Origin of the sequence: Saccharothrix sp. NRRL B-16348 (assembly GCF_001280085.1) — a bacterium.
Taxonomy (GTDB): Bacteria; Actinomycetota; Actinomycetes; order Mycobacteriales; family Pseudonocardiaceae; genus Actinosynnema.
The window spans coordinates 171,360-196,380 of sequence record NZ_LGED01000232.1 but is presented as its reverse complement, the minus strand read 5'-3'; the positions used below and the strand labels follow the sequence as shown (position 1 = coordinate 196,380).

Sequence of the window (25,021 nt, the reverse complement as noted above, 5' to 3'; positions counted from 1 at the left end):
GAAGCCGGGCAGGCTTGGCGGACGCTCTTCCCGCCAGGCCTGCCCGGCTTTGGCCTGCCTGGAGTGCCCGTAAGGGCCCCATGTCAAATCGAGCCGGACGCGAGAACGCGGTCCACCAACCCCTCAAGACCCAAACGCCGCGATCACCGCCGCCATGTCCGCCCCCTCCCCCACCCCCCCCGCCCCCACCCCGGAGAGCTCGTTCAACACCCGCATCAACCGATCATCCGTACCCGCCACCGCCATCGCCGCCACGATCAGCTCACCGTCCTTGACCGCACCATCGACCCCGAACGACGCCGTGAACTCACCGTCGATCATCGCCCGACCCTTGACCTGCGCATAAGTGCTGTCCACCGGCCCACCGGCGATCACCTCCAGGAACGCGTCGGGGTCCAACCCCAACCCCCGCGTCAACGCCACGGCCTGCGCGGTCGCCGCCGTGATCGACAGAACCCACGAGTTGGCCGCCAACTTGAGCCGCTGCCCGTCACCGGGGCGTTCACCAGCCCACACCGTCCGCAGCGCGATCGCGTCGAACACCGGCGCGACGAACTCCCGCACCTCGACCGTGCCGGCCGCCAGCACGGTCAACTTCCCCTGCTCCGCCGGCGCACGCGTGCCGAGGACGGGCGCGTCCACGAACGGCACGCCGTACGTCGTGGCCAGTTCCGCCAGGTGCTCGACGCCGTCCAAGCCGACCGTGCCGCACTGCACCCACACCGCACCGCGCTCGACCGACGGCAACGCCTCGGCCATCACGCCGGCGGTCGCGTCGGCGTCGAACAGCATCGTCAGCACGACGTCCGCGCCGACGACCGCGCTCTTCGGGTCGTCGGCGACCAGCGCGCCCTCGTCAGCCAGCGGACGCGCCTTGGCCAGGCTGCGGTTCCACACGACGACGTCCACCTTGGACCGCAGCAGGCTCCGCGCCATCCCGGCGCCCATCAGACCCGTTCCCAAGACCACCACGCGCATGGACTCAACATTCCATCACGGACGGTGGACCGCATCATGAGGCGAACCCCGGCGAGATCACGACGGCAGCGAGACCGCCACGCCCCGGATCATCCGGGCGCGTTCTCCTGGTTCACGCGGGCGTGCAGCCGTTCACGGATCTCATCCGGCGAGTAGGCGCGACGCTTGCGTTCCGCGCGCGCGATCACCACCCCGGTCGCCGCGACACCCGCGACACCGGCCAGGCCGAGCAGCTTCCACCAGCGCATCTGCCTAGGCTACCGGGATGGCTGGAACGAAGATCGGTCTGGACGAGGCGGTCGAGCTCACCCGCACCGGTGACGTCTGGTTGTTCCGCGGCAGCTCGGTGGCCGACCGGGCGATCCGGGTGACCACGAACAGCCCGGTCAACCACGTGGGCATGACCGTCGCCGTCGAAGACCTGCCGCCGTTGATGTGGCACGCCGAACTGGGCCGCTCGCTGCCGGACGTGTGGACCGGCACCCACCACCGCGGCGTGCAGCTGCACGACCTGCGTGACGCGGTGCTGGTGTGGGCGCGCAAGTACGGGCAGCGGGCGTGGCTGCGCCAGCTCGACCGGCCGACGACCAGGGAGGAGGACGACGCGGCGCTGAAGACGGTGGCGCGGCTCAACGGCACGCCGTTCCCGTCCACGGCGAGGTTGGCTTCCCGGTGGTTGCGCGGGCGGCTGCCGAACTTGCGCAAGTCGTCGGACGCGACTTTGGAGACGGCGTACTGCGCGGAGGTGGTGGCGGTGACTTACGAGGCGATGGGACTGCTGCCTTCCGGACGTCGGGCGAACTGGTACGACCCGGGCCGGTTTTGGAGCGGTGACGAGCTGGATCTGGTGGGTGGTGCGCGGTTGGGCGAGGAGATCGCGGTGGAGATCCCCGAGCAGTGAAACCCGCGCTGTCACTTCTCACTCGACGCGTGGGTCACTTCGCCACTCGACGCGCGGTCAGTTCGTCACCCGACGCGTGGCCGCGTGATCACTCCTGATCACTCGACCGGGCGAAGAGTGCAACCTATGACAACCCCAATCGCATTTCTCACGTTAGCCGGATAAAACGGCCGGCCCGGCGGCGGACAGGCGTGGGCGGGTGTGGGTTCGACAGGTCAGGGAAGGGGGTGGCAGCCCGTGGTGCGGGACCCCGCGACGCGGTGACCTCGGTGATCTCGGTGCCGTCGACCGGGCGCGGGTCGGGGCGGTACGGGCCGGGGGTCGCCGTCGTGCGGGCGCGCGCGTTGGCGGCGGCGACGCCTTCGCGTAAAACGGGAGTGTTGAAGGAGCTTCAGCTCTACCATTCGGTCGGTGAACAAGCGTTCGAGCGTGGCGTTGGTCGCCGTCCTGCTGGCCGGGTGCGCTACCGAGGCCGACGTGCCGCAGCCGACGCCCGCGAGCGGGTTGCTGGGCGCGCTGGCGGGTGTGCGGGCCACCGCCGAGTCGTCGGTGCTCGTCGAGTACGGCGACGTGGCGGCCGTCCGGGCATTGCTGGGCAAGGACGCCGAGCGCTTCCGCGGCCTGCAGGGCTACGGGTACTCCGACCTCGCCGGGCACGCTCGGGTGCTGCCCGACCTGGTCGGGTTCGACCCGGCCGAGGCCACCACGGCGTTGCGGGTCGGGCAGTCGCCGAAGTGGGCCGCTGTGCTGCGCATGGACGTCGACGTGCCGGCGGTGGACGCGAAGCTCGCCGGGCTCGGTGGGCGGCGTGCCGACTCGGGCGTCTGGACCACCGGTGAGGACAACGAGATCGACCCGGACGGCCCGTTGGCGGAGGCCGGGATCGTGACCGGGTTCCAGCAGGTGCGGGTGGAGTCGGGCTCGGTGGTCCACTCCCCCGCCGGCGAGACGCTGAAGTGGGTCACCGAGCCGCCGGGTGACCAGTCGTTGGCCGACGACCCCATGATCGGCGAGTTGGCGCGGTGCCTCGGTGACGTGTCGGTGGCGTTGATCAGCAAGCCGAAGAGCGGGTTGCCGGTGGCGGCGGGTGTGCGCACGACCCCGGCGGGCGAGAGCACCGAGGTCGTGTGCGTGCCCGACGAGAACCCCAACGCGCTCAAGGACCTCGTGCGGACGAACCTGGAGACCACGCCCTGGTCGGAGGCCCTGGCCGGCGCGACGGCGGAGCAGCCCGCCGACCAGACCGGTGTGGTGCGGGTGCTCGCGCCGTCCGCGCCGGGAGCCAGGGTCGGGCGGGTGCTCCAGGCGTTGCAGCGCGGCGAGTTGCCGACGTTGTTCGACTGAACGGCTCGGTCGAGCCGCGTTTCGGCCAAGCCACACTCGGTCGAGCCGCGCGTTCGGTCAAGCCGCTCGGTCAAGCGCTCGGTCAAGCCGCGGTCAGTCGAACCGCTGCGCCACCTGTTCCCGACGAGCCGCGACGGACGAGCCCGACTCGCGCCGGGCCATCCGCCGCAGCACGACGGACGCCAAGGCCACACCCACCACGGCCCACGCGCCGAGCGCCAGCACGGTCTCCCACTGCCGCCACGAGCCGCCGATCTCCGCCGCCGCCACGGCGTCCGGCAGCAGGGCCGACCGCAGCCCCAACCCCAGCCAGTACAGCGGGAACGCCTGGCCGACCCACTGGACCCACCCCGGCAGGGCGGTGATCGGGTAGAACACGCCCGACACCACCACCAGGCCCATGACCAGCAACGTCACGAAGCCGAGGCTCTGGGTGTTGCCGAACACCGCGCCCACGATCGCCCCGAGAGGCAGGACGGCGAGCAAGCCGAGGACCAGCACCCACGCCAACGTCACCCAGGTCGACACGCGGCCCGGTCGCAGGCCGTCGAACAGCAGCATCGCGGGCACCAGGATCAGCACGAGCACCGCGACGGTCATCGCCGCCTTGCCCAGCACCTTGCCGATCACGTACGCGAGCACGCCGTTCGGCGTCGCCTTCGCCCGCAGCAGCGTGCCGTCCTCGCGGTCCATGGTGAGGGTCATCGCCAACCCCATCAGGCCCGAGAACACGGCGCTCATCGCGAGGATCCCCGGCACGGCCTGCGCGCCCAGCGGGAAGTCCACGCCGGGCACCGTGCCGTCGCCGAACGCGTACATCACGACCAGCGCGACCACCGGCAGCCACAGCCAGCCCATCAGCTCGCCCGCGTTGGTCATGGTCTGGCCGAACTCGATCCGACCGCGCCGCACCCCGGCGCGCACGGCCACCACCCGGGCGTTCACGCGGTCACCAGCTCGGACTCGCGCACCAGCGTCAGGTACACGTCCTCCAGGCTCGCGCGCCGCACTTCGAGGTCGTCCACCGCCTTGCCGTGCTCGGCGAACAGCTCGCGCACGTAGCCGGTGGAGTCGGCCACGGACAGCACGTGCTCCCGACCGTCCAGCCGGTACCTGACCTCGGCCTGGCCCGCGATCCGGGCGGCCAGTTCGGCGGCCGTGCCGTCGGCGACGACGCGGCCGGCCACCAGGATCACGATGCGGTCGGCCAGCTTCTCCGCCTCGGCGAGGTCGTGGGTGGTGAGCAGGATCGTGGTGCCGGACAGGCCGCGCACCAGCTCGTGGAACTCGCGCCGCGCCTCGGGGTCGAAGCCGACCGTCGGCTCGTCGAGGAACAGCAGGTCGGGCTGCCCGATCAGGCCGACCGCGACGTCGAGCCGCCGCCGTTGACCGCCGGACAGGGCGCCGATCCGCTGGTGGGCGTGGCCGGTCAGGCCGACCGACGCGATCAGCCCGTCGACGTCGACCGGCCGCTCGCGGTAGGGCTCGTAGAACAGGCTCAGGTAGGACAGCAGCTCCCGCACGCGCCACCGGCCGTGGTCGCGCCACGACTGCAGCACCACGCCCAGCCGGGCGCGCCACGCCTCGTCGCCGTCGTCGGGGTCGACGCCGAGCACCCGGACCTCGCCGTCCGACCGCTTGCGGAAGCCCTCCAGGATCTCGATGGTGGTCGTCTTGCCCGCGCCGTTGGGCCCGAGCAGCGCCACCACCTCGCCGGGTCCGACGGTCAGGTCGACGCCCTTCAGCACGTCGGTGGACCCGTACCGCATGCGCAGGCCGCGCGTGTGCACAACCGACGGTTCCCGCTGGTTGTCGTTGGTTTTCATGACTTCAACCGTATCGTTGAAGTACCCTGTTTAAGCTTTTCGCGACTTGTGCGGGGAAGGTGTCGGCAAACCTTCAAATTCCCGTTGAACCTGATCGGCTGTGGGGTGCTTTCCGGTGGGGCTTCGTCCAGTGGATCTGGCCCGTGCCGCGGGCATCTCGGCCCAGCAGGTGCGCAACTACCTCGACGCCGGGGTGCTGCCGCCGGCCGAACGCTCACCGGCGGGGTACCGGGTGTTCGACGAGCGGCACCGGCAGGCGGTGACGACGTACCGGGCGTTGGGGCGCGGGTACGGGTGGGACGCCGCCAAGGCCATCATGCGCTCGATCCACGCCGGTGCGCCGGATCCGGCGTCGGTTCGGGTGGACGCCGCGTTGGCCCGGGTGGACGCCGCGCACGCGGCGGCGCACGAGCAGCGGCTGGCGTTGCGGGCGACGGCGGAGGCGCTGGAGGCGGTGGCCGGGCACCCGCCGGACACGGTGCCGCGGACGGGGCTGCGGGTCGGCGAGCTGGCCGCGCGGCTGGGCGTGCGGCCGTCCGCGCTGCGGGTGTGGGAGGCGGCCGGGCTGCTGCTGCCGGGACGTGACACCGACGGGCACCGGCGGTTCGGCCCGACCGACGTCCGCGACGCCCGCCTGGTGGCCACGTTGCGGCAGAGCCGCTACCCGCTGCCGACGATCAAGCCGATCATGGACGAGTTCCGCAGCTCGGGTGGCGCGGACGCGTTGCGCGCCGCCATCACCGCCCGGGAGGCCGAGTTGGGCCGGCGGGCGCGGGCGATGCTCGACGCGGCCACCGCCCTGCACGGCTACCTGGCGGTGGTCAGCCCGGCCTCGTAGGCGAGGATCGCGGCCTGGACGCGGTTGGTCACCTCGAGGCGTTGCAGGATGGCGCTGACGTGCGCTTTCACCGTGCCCTCGGCGACGGTCAGGCGGCGGGCGATGTCCTGGTTGGACAGCCCTTCGCCGACGAGCGCCAGCACTTCGCGTTCACGTCCGGTGAGCGCGGCGACCCGTTTGCGGGCTTGGTCGTAGCGGGTGAGGCGACCGCCGCGCAGGTCGGCGACCACGCGGTGGGCGATCTTGGGTGACAGGTAGGCCGCGCCCTCGGCGGCGGCGCGCACCCCGATCAGCAGTTCCCTCGGGTCGGCGGCTTTGAGCAGGAAGCCGTTGGCCCCTTCGCCCAACGCCCGCGCGACGTACTCGTCCTCGTCGAACGTCGTCAGCATGACCACGGCGACGTCCGGGAGGACCTGCCTCAGTTCCGCGGCGGCGGCGAGGCCGTCCAAGCGGGGCATCCGGATGTCGAGCAGCGCGACGTCCGGCCGGTGGGTCTGGGCCAGGTCGACCGCCTGACGGCCGTCGGCGGCTTCGGCGACGACCTCGATGCCGGGGTCGGTGTCGAGGATCGCCTTCACGCCGGCGCGGACCATCGCCTCGTCGTCGGCGAGCAGCACGCGGATCATGCCTCACCCTCCCGTGGCAGTCGGGCGGTCACCGTGAACCGGCCGTCGACCACGCCCGATCGCAGCGTGCCACCGAGCAGTCGGACCCGCTCGGCCAGGCCCGCCAGGCCGCTGCCGTCGTTGTTGGTGGGTTGATCGGTCGGGTTGGTGACGGTGATCAGGAGGTCGGTGGAAATATCGATCTCCACGGTGACGGGTGCGCCGGGGGCGTGTCGGGCGGCGTTGGTCAGCGCCTCCTGCACCACCCGGTGCACGGCGCGGTCCAGCAGGGGTGGCAGCGGGGTGGTGTCGCCGGTCCGGGTCAGGGCCACCGGCAGGCCGGCTTCGGCCGCTCGTGCCACCAGGGTCTCCACGGTCTCGTCCGGCGGGTCGAGCGTGGCGGCGCCTTCCCGCAGCACGCCCACGGTGCGGCGCAGGCGGTCGGTGGCGGTCACCGCCGACTCGCGCAGACCGGCCGCGGCTTGGCGGGTCGACTCGGTGTCGGCGGTCAGCTCCAACGCGCCGGCGCGCAGCGCGATCAGCGCCAGCTCGTGGCCGAGCGAGTCGTGCATGTCCGCCGCGATCCGGGCCCGTTCACGGAGGCGGGCGCGTTCGGCGACCAGCTCCTGCGCGCGTTCCAGCTGCACGATCCGCTCCCGTCCCACCTCGATCAGCTCGGCCTGCTGCCGCCGGAACCGGCCGGCCAGCCACGGCAGCACCACGAACAGGCCCATGCTCGCCAACGCGCCGACGCCCTCCCAGACGCGCACCACGGCGATCACCACCCCGATCGCCGCCACCGCGCCCACGACCAGGCCGCCGCGGCGCACCGGCAGGTGCCGGCCGTGCAGGTAGACCAGCACGGCCAGCGCCGGGTAGAGCAGCTGCCGCCACACCGGCAACGCGTCCGTGGCCAGCCCGTTGACCAGCCCCGCGAGCGCCAGCACCGCGAGGACCACGCCGTTCCGCATGGTGCGGACCTTATCGGGGTCCATCCTCAGTGGACCGTCGTGCGGTTCCGGAGCAGGCCGAGCAGGCGGGCGGTCGCCGTGGCGGTGCAGGCCAGGGCCACCACGAAGACCGTGATCGTCAACGGCAGGGGGAAGTAGGTCAGCTGCGCCCACGTGACCGTGCGCCCGTTGATCAGGATCGAGGTCAGGTCCGGGTAGGCCGCCACCAGCCCGATCGGGAGGAGGAGCGGCACGAACCGCAGCGCCACCAGCCACGCCGGCGAGCCCGCGCGACGCCGTGCCCACCGGGCCGACCGCCAGGCGCCGAGCACCCCCAGGCCGATGGCCGCCAACGCGATCAGGCCGAGGACCAGCTCGAACGACTGCCGTCCGCCGCCGGCGGGTGCCGGGTCGCGGCCCTGGCTCAACGCGATCAGGCCGTTGAGGATGTCGTAGGTGTCGTCGTGCAGCGACGCGCTGTTGGCCAGCACCGCGAACCCGTGCCCGGTGCTGGGCACGACCGCCTGCACGGCCGAGTAGGTGAAGAGGTTGCCGGGGTGCACGAGCTGGTCGACGCCGTCCGGCCCCTGGTCGGGGATCCAGCCCATGGCGTAGTCGTCCACAGTGGACGAGGTGTGCATGGTGCGCAGGCTGTCGGGTGACACGAGCTGCGTGCCGTGGCCGGCTTGGCTGATCAGCCACTTGCCCATGTCGGCGGCCGTGGTGATGACGCCGCCACCGCCGCTGAGGAACCCCGGCAGCTCGGGCCTGCTCCACCAGGCGCCGAACACCGAGTTGAAGCCGTCGGCGGGTCGGATCTCGTCGGCGGACACGGTGCTGCGCGACATGCCGAGCGGCCCGAACACCTCCTCGTTCAGGTAGTCGCCGAACGTCCGGCCGCTCGCCACCTCGACCAGCCGTGCGGCCAGGTCGTAGTTCACGTTGCAGTACTCGTAGCGCGTGCCGGGGTCGGTGGTCAGCGAGCCGGAGGACAGCTTGGCGGTGTAGTCGGTCAGGGAGGTCGAGGTGTCGAGCGCGGTCACGTCGATCGTGGTGTCGGAGAAGCCCGAGGTCTGGTTGAGCAGGTGCCGGACCGTCACGTCGGTGAACCTGGGGTCGGCCATGGTGAAGCCGGGCAGTTGGTCGGCCACCGGCTCGTCCAGCGCGATCCGGCCGTCCTCCACCAGGGTCATCACGGCCATCGCGGTGAACGACTTGCTGACCGAGGCGATCCGCATCGGCGTGTCGGCGGTGATGGGCGCGCCTTCGGAGTCCTCGCCGTAGCCGGCGGCGTGCACGAGGCGGTCGCCCTGGGTCACGACGACGGAGACTCCCGGCAGGCCGGTGTCGTGCATGACGTCGGCGAGGTAGTCGTCGATGGAGGTCGGGGCGGCGTGGGCGATGGGGGTGAGTGGGGTGAGGAGTGTCGCGGCGACGGCTGCGACGCCGATCAGCGTGGCTTTCATGGCTGTGAACGTAGGAATGAAGGGGGTGCGCGGGCATCAGGCCACAGGTCGGATCGACCCCTGACGAAAGGCATAGATGGAGGGGGGTGGGTGGGCAGTTAGGGCTTGATCACGCGGTGGAACTCGGCGCCGGCGATCAGGGTCGTGCCGTTGGTCGGGTGGTGCTCGCGGAGGCTGCGCAGGACGTGGTCGCGGAATGCGGTGCGGTCCGGCTCGGGTAGCGCGTCGTGCAGCCAGCGGTTGCCGTGCGACATCAGCCAGGACCAGTGCGCTTCGGGGCCGTCGATTGGGAACGACACCTCGGTCGTGGTCTGGTCGACGTGCCGGAGGCCGGCCCGATCGGCGCGTTCCGGCCAGGTCACTGGCTCGTGGTGGGGCACGTCCCTGATGCGGCGGGTGAAGTCGTCCACGATCCGTCCGTAGGTTGCCCACCACCCGCCGTCGGTGCTGTGGCCTGGTACGGAGAAGGCGAGTACGCCGCCGGGTTTGAGCACGCGTGCTATCTCGGTGAACGCCTTGTCGGTGTCGAGGATGTGGAGGAGGAAGCCGCTCAGGATCAGGTCGAAGGAGGAGTCGGGGAGGTCGAGGTGGTGCGCGTCGAGGATGCGGGTGTTGAGGGTGCGGGTGTTGAGGGTGCGGGTGTCGGTTGTGAGCAGGGTTTCGCGGAGGAAGTCCAGCATCGCTGGTGACGCGTCGCCAGCTAGCACCGAGCAGTCGGCGGCTAGGAGTGCGGCGGTGACCGCGCCCCGTCCCGCGCCCAGGTCGAGGACGTGTGTGCCTGGGTTCGGAGAGATCCAGTCGACCAGACGCCGGCCGAATGTGGCGAAGAACGGCACTGATCGGTCGTAGTCGGCGGCCACTCGGTTGAACAGGTCTGCGCCGAGATCCGTCATGGGTAGGGAGGTTAGGAGGGGGAGTTCAAGAGATCCAAAGATTAAAAGCGTCCTCGCCGGACGGGCAGATCAGCAGGATGACCCCAACTGCCCTGGTTCTGTGGCGCGTCCGTTGTTGGTCCGGGTTTCGTGTCATCCCACCGACCTCCACAAGGGCTACCACACGTATCAAGGGGGACGCGGGCAGCAGTGGACGTGTCAGGCATCGGTGAACACGCGCCCCCCTTGACACGCGCGGTAGGGCTGCGCCAGGTCGGCGGGATGACACGAAGCCCTTCTTTTGGGATGAAGGGCGTGGCAGGGGCGATTGGCTCGCTGGGCATTCGAGGTGGGCGGCGGGCCCGAAACCTTCCGCAGAGGCCCGATTTGACATGGGTTCGGGTGCTTTAGGCTGGTCGAAGCCGGGCAGGCTTGGCGGGCGCTTTTTCCGCCAGGCCTGCCCGGGTTTGGCCTGCCTGGAGTGCCCGTAAGGGTCCCATGTCAAATCGAGCCGGGGCCGACCACCGAATCATCAAGATACAAGCGTCGAGCCGGGCGTCAGCCTCCGGTTGGCACGTGGTCCACTGGCAAGTCTGTGACGCCCCAAGAGGTGTTGGGTGTGGCGGCGACGTCTACGATCAGGTCACCGCCGTGCGTGACGAAGTCCTCCGACAGCCACGACTTGCCGTGCGCGTGGCCGTTCAATGCTGCCCCGTGCACGTAGATGTTCGACGGCGACGCATTGGGCGCGCTGATGGTCAGGGTTGGCGCGCCCGGTCGGTTGATCTTGGCTTTGGGGAACATGGGGCTGGAGAGCAGTAGTTCCGCACGGCTCGGGGTTTGTGGGTAGATGCCGAGCGCGGCGAACACGTACCAGGCTGACATGGTGCCGAGGTCGTCGTTGCCCGGTAGGCCGTTCGGGCCCGTCCGGTACACCAGGGATGTCATGGCGCGCACGGTTTCCTGGGTCTTCCAGGGTTGTCCGAGTGCGTTGTAGAGCCACGGGGTGTGGATGCCGGGCTCGTTGGTCGGGTCGTATCGCAGGCCGTCGCCGCCGGTGGCCCAGGAGCCGTCCGGTTTGTGGAAGAACGCGTCCAGGCGTTGGGCTGCCCGGTCACGGCCGCCCATGGCGGCTGCCAGGCCGGAGACGTCGTGCTGGACCATCCACGTGTAGGTGGCGCTCGTGCCTTGGGCGAAGCCGACGTCGGACGAGGGGCTGAACGGGAGCTTCCACGTGCCGTCGGCCAGGCGTGCCTGCTGGTGGCCGACGGCGGGGTTGAAGGTGTTGCGCCACCAGCTCGCGCGGGGCAGGAGGGTGTTCCGCACGTCGTCGCGGCCGAGTCGGCGGGCCCAGTCGGCCAGGGCGAAGTCGGCGGTGGCGTCTTCCAGGGTCTCCGCGGCGCCGCCCCAGCAGTGGCACGTGTCCTGTGGTGCGTAGCCCAGGCGCAGGTACTCGGCGAGGTTGGGGCGCTGGCCCTCGCACTGGCCGGGGCAGCCCTTGTCGGACAGGCCGTCCGGGTGGGGCACGGTGGCTTGGCGCACCAGGGACTCGAACGCGGACTGGACGTCGAAGTCGCGTGCGCCCATGGCGTGCATGCCCGCCAGCGCGGGGGCGGACGGGTCGCCGGTCATGACGTGGGTCGGGCCGTTGACGTGGACCCAGCGGTCCCACACGTTGCCGTTCTGGCGGGCCAGGTTGAGCAGGGATTGGGCGTAGTCGGAGGCGATCTTGGGTTCCAGCAGGGCGAGGAGCTGGGTGTGGGCGCGGTACTGGTCCCAGCCGGAGAAGTTGCCGTACTGGGCGCGTTGGCCGGGTTCCAGGCGGTGGATTCGGCGGTCGCTGCCGAGGTAGGTGCCGTCCACGTCGCTGGTCACGTTCGGTTGCAGGAACGCGTGGTAGAGGGCGGTGTAGAAGGTGGTGCGGTGGGCGTCCGCACCACCGGTGACCTCGACGGCGCGCAGTTGCCGGGCCCACTCGCGGCGGGCGTCGGCGGCGATGTCGGCCACGCCGTGGTGCGGCCGGATCTCGCGGTCGAGGTTGCGGCGGGCGGCGTCCGCGCTGGTGTAGGAGATGCCGACGCGGACGCGCACGTCGTCGTCGCGGGAGGTGTCGAACGTGACGTAGCCGCCGGAGCCGCGGCCCTGCCGGGCGGCGCCGGTCTCGTAGCCCTCGCCGCCGCTCGCGGTGGTGCCGCCGGGCTGGAGCGCGCCGTCGACCCACGTGCCGGTGCCCGCGAACGCGCGGTCGAACGAGGCGGTGAAGTACAGCCGGTAGTAGGTCTTCTTGTTGTTCGCGCCGCCGTTGGCGCGACGGCCGCAGAACGCGCCGGTGAGGACGGAGCCGGACACGGTGCGCCGGGCCGGGTCGATGGTGATCTCGGCGTCCTCGCTGCCGTTGAGGGAGTTGGAGACCCGGAACAGCAGGGCGGCGGGCCGGTCGCGCGGGAACGTGAAGTCGCCGACGCCGGCCCGCGTGGTCACGCTCAGGTCGGCGGACGCGCCCGAGGCCAGCCGCACCTGGTAGCGGCCCGGTGTGGCCGACTCGTCGGCGTGCGAGAAGTCGGCGGCGTAGACCTCGTCGCGGATGTCGGCGGTGGGCGAGCCGGTGACCTCGCCGACGAACGGCATGATCGGCACGTCGCCCGCCGCGCCGGGGTGGCAGCCCGCGCCGTTGACGTGGGTGAGGCTGAACCCGCGCACCCTGGTGGCGTCGTAGGCGTACCCGTTGGCCGCGCCGGTGTTGGTCTGGTCGCCGCGGGTGCTCGTCGGGCTCCACGAGATCATCCCGAACGGCCGCACGGCGCCGGGGTAGGTGTTGCCGCCGCCCGCCGACCCGATCAGCGGGTCGACGTGGTCCACCCCCGGCGACGCGGTGGCCGGCGCCTCGACGGCCGACACCAGACCCGCTGCCAGAACGATCGCCAACCCCGCCGTGAGCACCCGCACCGCGTCCCCCACCTCTCGACTGCCCCAGGGTCTACCCAACGGTGCGGGCCGGCCGGAAGACCCGGCGCGCTTTCTGTCCGCTGTTGTCATGGGAGCGCTCTCGACTGTTGCCCGGCACGTCACCCGCCGTCCACCTCGGACCGGGCGACTAGGGTCGCGGCATGCCGGGTCAGGTCGAGACCGAACTCCTGACCGCCATCGCGCGGTTCGCCGGACCGGTCCGCGGTGTCGGCGTCACCCTCATCAGCGTGTTCGGCGTGCTGTCCGTGCCGACCGACGCCCTGCCGCTCGGGCTGGGGCTGTTCGGGCTGGTGCTGGTCGGCGCGGTGGCGGACTTCGGGTCGCCGCGGCTGTCGTTCGCGCTCTCGGTGGTGCGGGTGGTGGCGCTGTGCGCGGCGCAGGAGCAGATCGGCGGCACGGGCCAGTGGACGTTCAACGTGCTCACCACGACCGCGATCACGTTGCAGTGGCAGTGGGCGCCGAAGCTCACCGTGCCGACCACGGCCGCGCTGGTCGCGGTGTACGTGACGGCGACCGGGCTGGACGGCGCGGCGGTGGTGCGGGTGGTCGTGGAGTGCGTGGTGGCGCGGGTGGCGTACCGGCTGATGCTCCGGTCGTCGCGGCGGGTGGACGAGCTGCGGACCAGGCGGGCCGCGCTGGAACGCGCCGAGGCGGTGGCGCTGGAGCGGCGCCGGCGTGAGCGCGAGTACCTGGCCCTGCTGCACGACACGGCGTCGGCGACGTTCCTGGTGGTGGCGGTGAACGGGCGGGACGCCGACCGGGCCGAGGTCGCCGGGTACGCGCGGCGGGACCTGGACCTGCTCACCACCGGCGCGTCGGGCGTGCCGCGGGACAGCGCGGTGGACGTCGGCTCGGCCCTGCGGGCGGTGGTGGACGACAGCCCGCTGGCCATCGACGCGCGCTGGGACAGCGCGCTCGTGCCCGCTTCGGTGGCGTTGGCGCTGGTGCGGGCGGTGCGGGAGGCGTTGGCGAACGTGGCGCGGCACGCGGGCACCGGTGCGGCCGAGTTGCACGTGCTGGCGAACGGCGGCGGGGTGGAGGTGCGGGTGACGGACGCGGGGCGCGGGTTCGACGTCGACGCGGTGTCGGACCACCGGCGAGGCATCCGCGGGTCGGTGGTCGAGCGGATGGCGGCGGTCGGGGGCGGCGCCGAGGTGACGTCGCGGCCGGGGCGGACGACCGTGCGGCTGGAGTGGCCACGTGGGTGAAGGCAGCGGGAATGGCGGCAGCGAGAACGACGGCGCACGGGCGCGGGTGCGGCCGGTTCGCTGGGATCGCCGGCTGGTGCGCTGGAGCCGCCGGCTGATGCCCTGGGACCTTGGTGGAGGCGGTGAAGGTGGCGGTGGTGGAGGGCTGGTGCGCCGGAGCGGCGGCGGCACCGACGACCTCGGGTTGGACCGCGGTGAAGCGGAGTTGACCGAGGACGACAGCCGTGAAGCCGAGCGGCACGTGTTCGCGAGTCTGCGGTTGATCCTGCTCTGCACCACGGCCGTGGTGCAGCCGAGCATCAGCGCGGGCCCGTTCTTCGCCGGTGTCCACGATCCGTCCGCGCGGATCGCGTTCGCGGTGCCCGCGTTGGTCACGCTGTTGTGCGCGGTGTGGGTGGTGCGGCGCAAGCCGTTGCCGCTGCCCGTGGCGGCGGGTGGCGCGGTGGCGGTGTTGGTGGCGTCGGCGGTGGCGGCGGAGGCGTTGCCGTCGCACGAGCACTTCGGCCCGGCGGACTGGTCGTACGGGCTGGTCGGGTGGCACCTGCTGCTGTTGCTGCTGGACCGCGTGCCCGCGCTGCTCACCGCGCAGGCGGCGCTGCTCGTGCTCAACGTCACCCACTGGCTGCTCGACGGCACGCCGGACCGGGCCGAGGTCGGCAACGCGGGCGTGGTCACGTTCAGCGTGACCAGCCTCCAGCTCGGCGTCGTGGTGATGTCCCGGGTCCTGCTGCGCAGCGCGCGCCAGGCCGCCGGGATCGCCGCCGAACGGGAGCGCGCGGCGACGAGGGCCGCGTTGGCCCGGCAGTGGGAGCAGGACCTGCGGGCCGGGTTCGCCGGGCAGCTCGGCGCGACCCTGCCGCTGCTCGCGGGCCTCGCCGACGGTGTGCTCGACCCGCGGGCCGACGAGACCCGGCGGCGGTGCGCGCTCGCGGCCACGCAGTTGCGGCGGTTGTTCGCCGAGAACGACGACGTGCCCGATCCGCTGGTGCACGAGGTCGCGGCGTGCGTGCACGTCGCCGAACGGCGCGGCGTGTCGGTGTCGCTCGCGGTCAGCGGCGCGCCGGTGCCGGTGCCGACGGACGTGCGTCGGCAGCTGACCGCGCCGCTGGTGGAGGCGTTGTCGGCGGCACGGGAGCGGGCGCGGGTGAGCCTGTTGCGCACCGAGGGCGAGGTGCGGGTGGCGGTCGTCGCCGACGCGGGCGTCGAGATGGGAACCGCGACGGGTCCGGTGGAGGTCGAAAGCGGCACGTACGGTCGGCACACGCGAATGGAGGCCAGATGGCGGACGAGCTGAGCGCGGTGGTGGTGGACGACCACCCGGCGGTGCGCGCGGGCGTCGCCTACTGGCTGTCCTCCGGCACGCCACCGATCCGGGTCGTCGCGAGCGGCGAGGACGTGCGCTCGGCGTGGCTCGGCGAGGGCGCGGACGCCGACGTGGTGATCCTCGACCTGCACCTGGGCGGGCCGACGCCGGTGCTCGGCGACCTGCGCCGGCTGGTGGAGGCGGGTCGGCGGGTCGTCGTGTACTCGATGCGCGCCGACGACGACATCGCGTTGCAGTGCCTGGAGCTGGGCGCGTTGTGCTACCTGACGAAGGCGGAGGGCGCGGAGCACCTCGTGCAGGCGACCCGTGCGGCGGCGGAGGGCAGGCCGTACACGCCGCCGTCGCTGGCGGGCGCGTTGGCGGGCGACCGGTCCGACCACCGGCCCGCGTTGTCGGCGCGCGAGGTCGAGGTGCTGGTCGAGTGGTTCCAGTCGGAGTCGAAGGAGTTCGTGGCGCAGCGGCTGGGCATCTCGCTGAGCACGGTGAACTCGCACCTGGAGCGGATCCGGGTCAAGTACGCGTTGATCGGGCGGGAGGCGCCGACGAAGGCCGCCCTGGTGGCGCGGGCGATCCAGGACGGGCTGATCGGCGTGGACGACCTCTGACCGCCTTTCCCGGGTCGAGCCGTGCTCGTCTTTTCTTCGGTGAACACGCATTTCTGCGGAGGATGGGCCGACCGGGTGTTCGGCACCGACCCGGATGCGGGCACCGGGCGGGCGCACGTCCCGTTCGACGCGGCATCGTCCGCGCACCCCTGTGAAAGCACTCACCTGGTCGCGGTATTACCGATCACCCCCGCGCAGGCGTTTGATCGAATCCCATGAGCAGCGCCACGACATCCGGCACCTGGCCGAGCATCAGCGTCACGCCGCCCAACCTCTCGGGATTGGGCACCGACCACGTCACCTGGGGAATTCCGGTGGGCGGTGGCAAGAGCGGTTACGTTTTCCGCGGCGGCACGGTGGACGTTGAACTCGACGGGACCGAGTTCACCCTTGGCACGTTCACCCACGAGAACTTCCCGATCCAGGCGATGCCGCAGTCGCAGTTCGACGTCGACCTCGCCGTGGCGGTCGTGTTCGAGGACGGCACGCGGGCCGACTTCACGTTCGTGTTCCACCACAACGAGACGCCCAACGTCGGGCCCAACCCCGAGGACGAGGTCGACCTGCCGACGTTCGTCTCGCCCCAGACCGTGACCGTCGACGGCGACGAGTACGCCGTCGTCATCAGCGGTTTCAAGCAGGGCGGGCAGGTCGTCCGCAAGTTCATCAGCGCCGAGAACGGCGCGAACAGCGCCGACGTGGTGGCCATCTTCGCCAAGGCCGGGCGGCCCGAGATCGCGATCACCCACGTCCAGCACAAAGGTCAGGTCAAGGGCAGCCAGGCCGACGAGTACGTCGAGATCGTGAACCGGGGCAGCGCGCCCGGCGACATCTCGAACTGGGTGCTCGGCGCGGACGACGCGGGCCAGGACTTCACGTTCCCACCCGGCACGGTCCTCCAGCCCGGTCAGCGCATCCGGATCTACACCAACCAGGTCCACCCGCAATGGGGCGGTTTCTCCTACGGAAAGGGCCGCCCGATCTGGAATGACCAGGGTGACGCCGCAGAACTGCGGGACACGAACGGCAACCTGATTTCGCGGCTCGGCTACGGAAATGCCGCGCTGACCACTCCGTGACCACCACGCCGGCGCACTCGGGGAACAGCGGTCACGGCGGCTGACCGCGCGGTGCGGCGGCGACCACGGCTCCTGGTGGATCGCGCGTCGTCAAGGCGCCGTTCCACCAGGGGTGTCCCGTCACCGAAGTCACCCACGGCCGGCCGACGTGCCGGCGCGGTACGGTGGCAGCACACCGCCTCCCTCACATCGTTGTGATCACCGGAGGTAGCAGTTCATGAGATCCCTCATCCGCGCCGGCCGCGTGCTGACCGCGGTCGCGGTCGCCGCCGGGCTCGTCGTCGCCGCCCCGGCCGGCGCGAGCACCGCCCCGCAGTGGTCGTCGCGCCTGGACAACCCGTACGTCGGCGCCCGCGCCTACGTCAACCCGGAGTGGTCCGCGCGTGCCGCCGCCGAGCCGGGCGGCACGGCCGTCGCCGGCCAGCCGACCGGCGTGTGGCTCGACAGCATCGCGGCCGTCCAGGGCTCCGACGGCACGATGGGCCTGCGCGACCACTTGGACGAAGCCCTGCGGCAGAACGCCACCCTGGTCCAGCTCGTGCTGTGGAACCTGCCCGGCCGCGACTGCGGTCGGCTGGCCACCAACGGCGAGCTGGCCTGGGACGAGCTGCCGCGCTACAAGCAGGAGTTCGTCGACCCGATCGCCGCGATCCTGGCCGAGCCGGCGTACGCGCGCCTGCGGGTCGTCGCGGTCGTGGAGCCCAACTCGTTGCCGTACCTCGTCACGCACGTCCAGCCGCGCAACGACGCCACCCTGAACTGCGAGCGGGTCAAGGCGGCCGGCTCGTACACCGAGGGCATCGGGTACGCGCTGGCGAAGCTCGGCGCCATCCGCAACGTCTACAACTACCTCGACATCAGCCACCACGGCCACATCGGCTGGGACGACAACCGCAAGCCGACGCTGGAGCTGCTGGTGAAGGCGGCGAACTCGGGCGGCAGCCGGCTCGGGAACGTGCACGGCTTCATCGCCAACACGGCCGACTACTCGGCGCTGCGGGAGGAGTTCATCGTCAAGACGGTGATCAACGGCCGGCACATCCAGCAGACCAGGTGGGTCGACTGGAACCCGTTCCTCGACGAGCTGTCCTTTGTGGACTTCTTCCGGGCCGAGGCGGTCGCGGCGGGCTTCGGCTCGCGCGTCGGCGTGCTGGTCGACACCTCGCGCAACGGCTGGGGCGGCCCGAACCGGCCGACCAAGCCCGGCTACGAGACGAACGTGGACGTCTACGTCGACACCAGCCGGATCGACCGCAGGGTGCGGATCTACAACTGGTGCAACCAGGTCGACACGGGGCTGGGCGAACGCCCGGTCGCGGCGCCCCGGCCGAACGTCGACGCGTACGTGTGGATGAAGCCGCCGGGCGAGTCGGACGGCGCGAGCATCCCGATCCCGATCGCCGGCGAGAACTTCAACCGGGAGTGCGACCCGACCTACGAAGGGAGCCCGAGCGCCAGCCCGGACCCGACCGGGGCGATGGGCGAGGCGCCGCCGGCCGGCCACTGGCACTCGGCGCAGTTCCGGCAGTTGCTGCGCAACGCCCACCCGGCGCTCTGAGAACGGTTTCTTGCGATAATCCGGTGTGGTCCGGGTAGCTAGACTGGGGCCATGTCCGCCATGGCCCCAGCCCGCACCGAATCCGACCTGTCGTTCCTCCTGGACCACACCGGGCACGTGCTGCGCACCCGGATGGCGGCGGCGCTGGCCGAGATCGGCCTGACCGCGCGCATGCACTGCGTCCTCGTCCACGCCTTGCAGGAGGAGCGGACGCAGATCCAGTTGGCCGAGATCGGCGACATGGACAAGACCACGATGGTGGTCACCGTGGACGCCCTGGAGAAGGCGGGCCTCGCCGAGCGCCGGCAGTCGAGCACCGACCGGCGGGCCCGGATCGTCGCCGTCACCGAGAAGGGCGCCGAGCTGGCGAAGCAGAGCCAGGCGGTGGTCGACGGGGTGCACCGGGCCGCCCTGGAGTCGCTGCCCACCAAAGATCGCGAAGCACTCCTGCACGCACTGAACTTGCTGGTCAGCGGCCACTTGTCCACTCCGATCCCGGCACCGCAGACGGCCCGCCGGGCCCGGGAGAGCACGCGGTAAGTCCGCAAGAGATTGTCTGTAACAAAACTATCCGCTACGGTTCCTCCTGTCGTCACCCGAACAGGAGAGACCCATGTCGTCCTCGCTCGACACCCCGCTCGACCCGCCGCTCGGCACGCCCCGGGCGAACCGCTGGTCGGCGCTGGTGGTGCTGTCCGCCGCGATGCTGATGACCGTCCTCGACGGCAGCATCGTCACCGTGGCCATGCCGGCCATCCAGCGCGACCTCGGCTTCTCCCCCGCCGGCCTGAGCTGGACGGTCAACGCCTACCTGATCGCGTTCGGCGGCCTGCTGCTGCTCGCCGGGCGGCTCGGCGACCTGATCGGGCGCAAGGCGATGTTCCTGGCCGGCAACGCCGTGTTCACCGCCGCGTCGCTGCTGGCGGGCGCGGCCGGCACGCCGGAACTGCTGATCGCGGCCCGGTTCCTCCAGGGCGCCGGCAGCGCGATGGCGTCCGCGGTCGTGCTCGGCATCCTCGTCACGCTGTTCACCGACCCGGCGGAACGCGCCAAGGCGATCGGCGTGTTCAGCTTCACCGGCGCGGCGGGCGCGTCCATCGGGCAGGTGCTGGGCGGCGTGCTGACCGACGCGCTGAGCTGGCACTGGATCTTCTTCATCAACCTGCCGATCGGCGTCGCCACCGTGCTGCTGGCGGTCCGCGTGCTGCCGACCGACCGGGGCACGGGCCTGTCCGCCGGCGCCGACGTGCTCGGCGCGGCGCTGGTCACGAGCGGCCTGATGCTCGGCATCTACACCGTGGTCAAGGTCGAGCAGCACGGCTGGACGGCCGCGCACACGCTCGGCCTCGGCGCGCTGTCGATCGCGTTGCTGGCCGCGTTCACCGTGCGGCAGGCCCGTGCGCGGACGCCGTTGATGCCGCTGCGCATCCTGCGTTCGCGCAACGTGGTCGGCGCGAACCTGGTGCAGGTGCTCACGTTGTCGGCGATGTTCGCGTTCCAGGTCATCGTCGCGCTGTTCATGCAGAAGGTGCTGGCCTACAACGCACTGGCCACCGGGTTGGCGATGCTGCCGGCGGCGGTCGCGATCGGCGGTGTGTCCCTGTTCGTCTCGGCCCGGTTGAACACGCGGTTCGGTGAACGCGCGGTGCTGCTGGTCGGGCTCGTGCTGCTGGCCGGCGCGATGGTCAAGCTGGCGACGGTGCCGGTGGACGCGGACTACGTCACCGACCTGCTGCCCGTCATGCTGCTGATCGCCGGCGGCGGGCTGGTGCTGCCCGCGTTGGCGTCGCTGGGCATGTCCGACGCGAAGCCGGACGACGCCGGTCTGGTGTCCGGCCTGTTCAACACGACGCAGCAGGTCGGCATGGCGGTGGGCGTGGCCGTGCTCTCCACGTTGGCCGCCGCCCGGACCGGGGAGGAGCTGGCGTCCGGCGTCGCCGAGCCGGTCGCGCTGACCTCCGGGTACCACGTGGCGTTCACCGTCGCCGCCTCGCTGCTGGCCGCCGCGTTCGCGGTCACGCTGATCGTCCTGCGCAAGCGTTCCCACTGACTTCTCGAAGGAGCTCTGCCATGACCGCCAACTCCGGTCCCGCGCCCCGCACCCTGACCGACGACGAACTCGTGGAGCTGCTCGGCAAGCAGCGGTTCGGCGTGCTCGCCACCGTGAAGCGCAGCGGCCACCCCCACCTGTCCACCGTGCTGTACCAGTGGGACGCGAAGGAGCGGGTGATCCGCGTGTCGACCACGGCGGATCGGCTGAAAGCCCGCCAGATCCGGGCCAACCCGAGGGTCGCGCTGCACGTGAGCGGGCCGGACGTGTGGTCGTTCGCGGCGGTGGAGGGTGACGCGGAGCTGGTGGAGACGACGGACGGCCCGGACCTCGCACCGGACCGCCGGCTGACCATCACGTTCCCCGCGACCCGCCTCTACGGCACGGCACTGGACGTGGGTCCTCAGGCCGGCGGCTGAACGGTGGTGGATCGGTCGGGGCGGCGCTCACACGTCGTCCCGATCGATCCACTCCACGGTCGCGAACAGGTCCGGCCGCGGTGGCACGGAGGCCACCTCGATCAGCGCGGTCTCCCGCGCGTCCTCGACCACCTGCCGCCACGGCCGGTCCACGTCCAGCGGTCGGCGGAGCCGCTCGTGGTTGATCGAGGCGCCCCGGCCGCGGAAGACCAGCCAGAACCTGAGGCCCAACACCGCCTGGTCGTGGTCGGCCAGGTCGTTCACGACGTCCGCCAGTCGCTCGGACGGCCAGGCCCGACCGCGGTCGCCTGCCGTCGTCTGCGACGACGCCGTCAGCGGGGGCAAGACCTCCTGCCGCGCTCCGAGTTCCGTCAGCGCCGAGCGCAGCGCGTCCGCTTCCCCGGAGTCGGGCGGTTCGCCGGCGGCACGCAGCCGGCGGTGCGCGGCCCACAACGCCGGCAGCGCCTCGCGATCGCCCAGCCCGGCGACCGACCACATCGACCAGATCCGCACCGTCTCGTCCTCGCTGCCGAGCAGACCGATCAACGCGGGCAAGGCGGCGGCATCGCCGAAGTGGTCGAAGACCTGGATCGCGCACAACTGGCCCACCGGGCTCTCCATCGACCCGACCGCGGCGGCCAGCGGCGCGACGACCTCGGGTCCGATCGCCATCAGCGAGAACCGCGCACCCTCGTAGACGTCGGTCGAGTCGTCGTCCAAGAGCCGGATGAGCCGGGCGATCTCGTCGGTCACGGTCGGGGAGTCTGCCCGTCGGACCTCGGGGCTCACCAGCGAATTCCCGGGCTGATCAGCGCGGCCGTGTGAGGAGTGGCACGCGGTGCGCGTGCGGGCTGGTCGGACGGGGCCGGTTAAAATCGTTTCGCAAGCTAAGGAACCTACGTCGCGCGGTCACTGTCGACTCGGGACAGCTGACAGGAGCGACGCATGACGGCGACCGTCGAGTCCGCGGTGACTCGTCGAGGCAAGGGCGGCGGGGCGGCCATGTTCGCCCTCGCGCTGGGCGGGTTCGGCATCGGGACGACCGAGTTCGCCACCATGGGCCTGTTGCCGCAGATGGCGGCCACGTTCGACATCTCCATCCCCACCGCGGGCCACGCGATCAGCCTCTACGCGCTCGGCGTGGTGGTCGGCGCGCCGCTCATCGCCGGGCTGGCCGCGAAGCTGCCGCGCAAGGGCCTCCTGATCGCCCTGACGCTGGCCCTGGCGCTCGGCAACGGCCTGTCCGCCATCGCGCCGAACACCGCCCTGCTGATGACCGCGCGGTTCGTGGCCGGGTTGCCGCACGGCGCGTTCTTCGGCATCGCCGCGGTGGTCGCGACGACGCTCGTGCCACCGGAGCGGCGTGGCACGGCGGTCGCCCGGATCATGGTCGGCCTGACCGTGGCCAACCTGGTCGGCGTGCCGGTCGTGACGGCCGCCGGTCAGCAGATCGGGTGGCGGGTCGCTTACCTCGCGGTGACGGTGATCGCGGTCGTGACGGCGTTGGCGCTGGCCAGGTGGCTGCCGCGCGTCCCGGCTCCGCGTGACGCGAGCGTGGCCGCAGAGTTGAGCGCGTTCCGCCGGCCGCAGGTGTGGTTCGCGCTGCTCACCGGCATGATCGGGTTCGGCGGCATGTTCGCCGTCTACTCCTACATCTCGCCGATCACCACCGAGGTGACCGCGCTGTCCGCGTCCGCCGTGCCGTGGGTGCTGGCCGTGTTCGGGCTCGGCATGACGATCGGCGCCACGGTCGGCGGCCGGTTCGTGGACCGCTCGGTCATGGGCACGGTGTTCGGCTCGCTGATCGCGGTGACGGCCGTGCTCGTGGTGTTCGCGCTGACCGCGACCTCGCCGGTGATGGCGTTCGGCACGGTGTTCCTGATCGGGCTCGTCTCGCAGGTCCTGGCGTCGGCGTTGCAGGTGCGGCTGATGGACGCCTCCCCGGACGCGCCGTCGCTGGCGTCGTCGTCCAACCACTCGGCGCTGAACATCGCCAACGGCGCCGGCGCGTGGCTGGGCGGCCTGGCCATCAGCGCGGGCTGGGGCTACACCTCCACCGCGTGGGTCGGGGTGGCGTTGAGCCTGGCCGGGCTGGCGGTGGCCGCCCTGTCGGTCACGGTCGGCCGCACCCGCGTGCCCGCCTAGCGCCGAAACCGGACGTCACACCGGGCACGGCGGCTGTCCGGCGTCCTGTCCCGGTGTCCCCCGGGTCGCCGCCCGTGCCGCCGCCCTGGCCGTTTCCGCCGCTTCGTCGGCGAACCTCATCGCCTCGGCCGCCGCTCGCACCGCGGCCTGGGCCTGCTCGGCCGCTTCGGCCGCGTGCCGGGCGGCCTCGAACGCCGCGGTCGCCTGATCACCGGCACCCGCCCGTTGGGCGGCCTCGGCCTTCTCCCGTGCCAGCACGGCGGCGGTCCGCGCTTGCGCACCCGCGTTGTAGACGGCGTCCACCACCCGGTCGGCGGCCTCGACCAGCGCCATGTCACCCAGCGCCGCCGTCGCCTGGTCCCGCAGCGCGCGCACGTGGGACTCGCGCAACGTGATCTCGATGCCGTCACCGATCGCCAGGAACGCCTGGTCGTCCAGACCGCCCCGCAGGTCGACCGGCACGCCGTCGTCCACGTCCATGCGGACGCTCGTCGCGATCCGGCCCCTCGCCCAGCTCACCACATCACCACCAGGTTCCTCGATCGTGTCGACCACAGGCGTGAGAACCTGTGGCTCACCCACCACTCCCGGCAGAGTTAAGCACGTACGTACGTTTTCACGGCCGGTTCAAACGGGTGAAGTCGGTGTTCAAATGGGTGTACGTGCGGTAAGCACGTGTGGCACGACGGCCGTGTGGTGATCACGATGGAGAGTGCGCCTTGGCGACCAAGAACGATGACAGCGCGATCAGCCAACGACGGCAGCTCGGCGCCGCGATGCGCAGCTTCCGCAAGGAAGCCGACGTCGACCGCGACCGCGCCGCCGGGTTGATCGAGGTCACCGGTCCGACGCTGACCCGCAAGGAGTCCGGCCAGTTCAAGTTCAAGCGCCAAGAGGTCGAGACCCTGGCCAAGGCGTACGGCGTGGCGGACGACGAGTTGGCCATGCTGCTCGAACTGGCCCGCGAGGCCCGTGCGAGCACCAAGCGCGGCGAGTTCCCGATGTTCGTGCCGGTGAGGGCTCGCGCGTTCCTGGAGTTGGAGCGCAACGACGCCATCGAGATCATGGCGGTCACCCTCAGCTACATCCCGCTGTACTTCCAGACCGAGGCGTACATGCGGCAGCTGTGGCTGCGCAACGGTGAACTGCTCTCGGACGGGCGGATCGAGGAGTTGGTCAAACTGCGCAAAGCCCGCCAACAAGTCGTCACCAAGCGCGATGCCCCCATGATCCGCGCGGTCATCCACGAGTTCGCGTTGCGCCTCCCCGTCGGCGGACCGGCGATCATGCGCGAACAACTCCAGGTCTTGGCGGCTGCCTGCGAGCTGCCGAACGTGGAGATCCAGGTCCAGCCGATCGCCGATGGAGCGTTCCCCGGCATGGATTCGACGTTCTTCCTGCTCCGCTTCCCGGTCGGCGCAACGGGTGATGTCGTGCAGGTCTATGGCCAGACAGAGTCGTTCTACCGCGACCGCCGCGCGGTAACCGAGCCTTATAGGGTCGCCTGGGACCGCCGTAGGGTCGCAGCGCTGGACTTGCAGTCGTCCCGTGCCCTAATACTTGATGCTGCGGCTGACTTCGGCCGGGATGCAGCCCGGTAATCCCACTAGTCATGCGAGATGAGCGATGACCCAGCACCTGACGTGGCGCAAGAGCAGCTTCAGCACCGGCGAGGGCAGCGGAGGCGAGTGTGTCGAGCTGGCGGCGCTGCCTGACGGCGGCGTGGCCATGCGCAACTCCACGCTCGGCGACGCCGGCCCGGTCGTGACCTACACCAAGGCCGAGCTGAAGGCCTTCCTGCTCGGTGTGAAGGCCGGGGAGTTCGACGACCTGGCCTGATCTGATCACCGGCACTCGGCTCCGGACGCCGGAACCGAGTGCCGGGA

The 25,021-nt window shown here is 71.4% G+C and carries 25 protein-coding genes; 14 read left to right on the top strand and 11 right to left on the bottom strand.

The genetic code is table 11. From position 1 onward, the window contains the following. Positions 1–123: 123 nt before the first annotated feature. Positions 124–978 carry an NAD(P)-dependent oxidoreductase gene (locus tag ADK67_RS36430; protein ID WP_053721104.1) on the bottom strand — a complete coding sequence of 285 codons (855 nt, stop codon included), beginning with the start codon at positions 976–978 and terminating at the stop codon, positions 124–126. Between the two features lie 89 nt (positions 979–1,067). Continuing rightward, on the bottom strand, positions 1,068–1,226 hold the full coding sequence (locus tag ADK67_RS52910) for a hypothetical protein (protein ID WP_197289775.1): 159 nt from the start codon (positions 1,224–1,226) through the stop codon (positions 1,068–1,070). Positions 1,227–1,243: 17 nt separating this feature from the next. Here ADK67_RS52910 and ADK67_RS36425 point away from each other — a divergent pair, with 17 nt between their 5' ends. Beyond that, the gene (locus tag ADK67_RS36425) at positions 1,244–1,879 is read left to right on the top strand and encodes a hypothetical protein (RefSeq protein ID WP_053721103.1); all 636 of its coding nucleotides are present in this window, start codon (positions 1,244–1,246) and stop codon (positions 1,877–1,879) included. A gap of 411 nt (positions 1,880–2,290) precedes the next feature. After that, positions 2,291–3,223, top strand: a complete 933-nt coding sequence (locus ADK67_RS36420) for a hypothetical protein (RefSeq protein WP_053721102.1) — start codon at positions 2,291–2,293, stop codon at positions 3,221–3,223. Positions 3,224–3,316: 93 nt separating this feature from the next. Here ADK67_RS36420 and ADK67_RS36415 read toward each other — a convergent pair whose 3' ends face one another. Next, positions 3,317–4,168 (bottom strand): ABC transporter permease, encoded by an 852-nt coding sequence (locus ADK67_RS36415; RefSeq protein ID WP_053721101.1) that lies wholly within the window; start codon positions 4,166–4,168, stop codon positions 3,317–3,319. Next, positions 4,165–5,049, bottom strand: coding sequence for an ABC transporter ATP-binding protein (locus ADK67_RS36410; RefSeq protein WP_053721100.1), 885 nt, complete (start codon positions 5,047–5,049; stop codon positions 4,165–4,167). Before ADK67_RS36410 ends, ADK67_RS36415 begins: the two co-directional genes overlap by 4 nt. Before the next feature lie 115 nt (positions 5,050–5,164). Here ADK67_RS36410 and ADK67_RS36405 point away from each other — a divergent pair, with 115 nt between their 5' ends. After that, entirely contained in the window at positions 5,165–5,887 is a 723-nt protein-coding gene (locus ADK67_RS36405; protein ID WP_231648521.1) for a MerR family transcriptional regulator, read from the top strand. Here the strand turns inward: ADK67_RS36405 and ADK67_RS36400 are convergent. The 5 genes from ADK67_RS36400 to ADK67_RS36380 all read right to left on the bottom strand — a co-directional run bounded on the left by ADK67_RS36400 (position 5,857) and on the right by ADK67_RS36380 (position 12,726). After that, entirely contained in the window at positions 5,857–6,513 is a 657-nt protein-coding gene (locus ADK67_RS36400) for a response regulator (RefSeq protein WP_053721098.1), read from the bottom strand. The two genes, ADK67_RS36405 and ADK67_RS36400, sit on opposite strands and share 31 nt — an antisense overlap. Then, complete coding sequence (locus ADK67_RS36395) at positions 6,510–7,463, bottom strand: sensor histidine kinase (protein ID WP_053721124.1); 954 nt, start codon at positions 7,461–7,463, stop codon at positions 6,510–6,512. The genes ADK67_RS36400 and ADK67_RS36395 overlap by 4 nt, the downstream gene beginning before the upstream one ends. A 26-nt stretch (positions 7,464–7,489) precedes the next feature. Next, positions 7,490–8,908 carry a serine hydrolase domain-containing protein gene (locus tag ADK67_RS36390; RefSeq protein WP_053721097.1) on the bottom strand — a complete coding sequence of 473 codons (1,419 nt, stop codon included), beginning with the start codon at positions 8,906–8,908 and terminating at the stop codon, positions 7,490–7,492. 98 nt (positions 8,909–9,006) lie between these two features. Next, positions 9,007–9,801 carry a class I SAM-dependent methyltransferase gene (locus tag ADK67_RS36385; RefSeq protein WP_053721096.1) on the bottom strand — a complete coding sequence of 265 codons (795 nt, stop codon included), beginning with the start codon at positions 9,799–9,801 and terminating at the stop codon, positions 9,007–9,009. Between the two features lie 537 nt (positions 9,802–10,338). After that, positions 10,339–12,726, bottom strand: a complete 2,388-nt coding sequence (locus ADK67_RS36380; protein ID WP_231648520.1) for a GH92 family glycosyl hydrolase — start codon at positions 12,724–12,726, stop codon at positions 10,339–10,341. 161 nt (positions 12,727–12,887) lie between these two features. Here ADK67_RS36380 and ADK67_RS36375 point away from each other — a divergent pair, with 161 nt between their 5' ends. The 8 genes from ADK67_RS36375 (at position 12,888) to ADK67_RS36340 (ending at position 20,990) form a co-directional block, all read left to right on the top strand. Continuing rightward, positions 12,888–13,955 carry a sensor histidine kinase gene (locus tag ADK67_RS36375; RefSeq protein ID WP_053721094.1) on the top strand — a complete coding sequence of 356 codons (1,068 nt, stop codon included), beginning with the start codon at positions 12,888–12,890 and terminating at the stop codon, positions 13,953–13,955. Between the two features lie 148 nt (positions 13,956–14,103). Then, the gene (locus tag ADK67_RS36370) at positions 14,104–15,249 is read left to right on the top strand and encodes a hypothetical protein (RefSeq protein WP_231648519.1); all 1,146 of its coding nucleotides are present in this window, start codon (positions 14,104–14,106) and stop codon (positions 15,247–15,249) included. Continuing rightward, positions 15,234–15,884 carry a response regulator transcription factor gene (locus tag ADK67_RS36365; RefSeq protein WP_053721093.1) on the top strand — a complete coding sequence of 217 codons (651 nt, stop codon included), beginning with the start codon at positions 15,234–15,236 and terminating at the stop codon, positions 15,882–15,884. Before ADK67_RS36370 ends, ADK67_RS36365 begins: the two co-directional genes overlap by 16 nt. A gap of 215 nt (positions 15,885–16,099) precedes the next feature. Further along, positions 16,100–16,963 (top strand): lamin tail domain-containing protein, encoded by an 864-nt coding sequence (locus tag ADK67_RS48375; protein ID WP_063797848.1) that lies wholly within the window; start codon positions 16,100–16,102, stop codon positions 16,961–16,963. A gap of 217 nt (positions 16,964–17,180) precedes the next feature. Continuing rightward, positions 17,181–18,521 carry a glycoside hydrolase family 6 protein gene (locus ADK67_RS36355; protein WP_053721092.1) on the top strand — a complete coding sequence of 447 codons (1,341 nt, stop codon included), beginning with the start codon at positions 17,181–17,183 and terminating at the stop codon, positions 18,519–18,521. Between the two features lie 51 nt (positions 18,522–18,572). Continuing rightward, entirely contained in the window at positions 18,573–19,061 is a 489-nt protein-coding gene (locus ADK67_RS36350) for a MarR family winged helix-turn-helix transcriptional regulator (RefSeq protein ID WP_053721091.1), read from the top strand. Positions 19,062–19,134: 73 nt separating this feature from the next. After that, positions 19,135–20,571, top strand: a complete 1,437-nt coding sequence (locus ADK67_RS36345) for an MFS transporter (RefSeq protein ID WP_053721090.1) — start codon at positions 19,135–19,137, stop codon at positions 20,569–20,571. Positions 20,572–20,591: 20 nt separating this feature from the next. Beyond that, entirely contained in the window at positions 20,592–20,990 is a 399-nt protein-coding gene (locus tag ADK67_RS36340) for a pyridoxamine 5'-phosphate oxidase family protein (protein WP_053721089.1), read from the top strand. A gap of 27 nt (positions 20,991–21,017) precedes the next feature. Here the strand turns inward: ADK67_RS36340 and ADK67_RS36335 are convergent, their stop codons facing one another. Next, a complete protein-coding gene (locus ADK67_RS36335) occupies positions 21,018–21,743 on the bottom strand; it encodes a HEAT repeat domain-containing protein (protein WP_053721088.1) in 726 nt (241 codons plus the stop codon). 192 nt (positions 21,744–21,935) lie between these two features. Here ADK67_RS36335 and ADK67_RS36330 point away from each other — a divergent pair, with 192 nt between their 5' ends. Further along, positions 21,936–23,135 carry an MFS transporter gene (locus ADK67_RS36330; protein WP_053721087.1) on the top strand — a complete coding sequence of 400 codons (1,200 nt, stop codon included), beginning with the start codon at positions 21,936–21,938 and terminating at the stop codon, positions 23,133–23,135. A 15-nt stretch (positions 23,136–23,150) separates the two neighbouring features. Here ADK67_RS36330 and ADK67_RS36325 read toward each other — a convergent pair whose 3' ends face one another. Next, the gene (locus ADK67_RS36325; protein WP_157621204.1) at positions 23,151–23,654 is read right to left on the bottom strand and encodes a hypothetical protein; all 504 of its coding nucleotides are present in this window, start codon (positions 23,652–23,654) and stop codon (positions 23,151–23,153) included. Between the two features lie 200 nt (positions 23,655–23,854). Here ADK67_RS36325 and ADK67_RS36320 point away from each other — a divergent pair, with 200 nt between their 5' ends. Both ADK67_RS36320 and ADK67_RS36315 read left to right on the top strand, forming a co-directional pair. Continuing rightward, a complete protein-coding gene (locus ADK67_RS36320) occupies positions 23,855–24,736 on the top strand; it encodes a helix-turn-helix domain-containing protein (protein ID WP_053721085.1) in 882 nt (293 codons plus the stop codon). 25 nt (positions 24,737–24,761) lie between these two features. After that, positions 24,762–24,974 carry a DUF397 domain-containing protein gene (locus ADK67_RS36315; RefSeq protein WP_053721084.1) on the top strand — a complete coding sequence of 71 codons (213 nt, stop codon included), beginning with the start codon at positions 24,762–24,764 and terminating at the stop codon, positions 24,972–24,974. Positions 24,975–25,021: the final 47 nt, after the last annotated feature.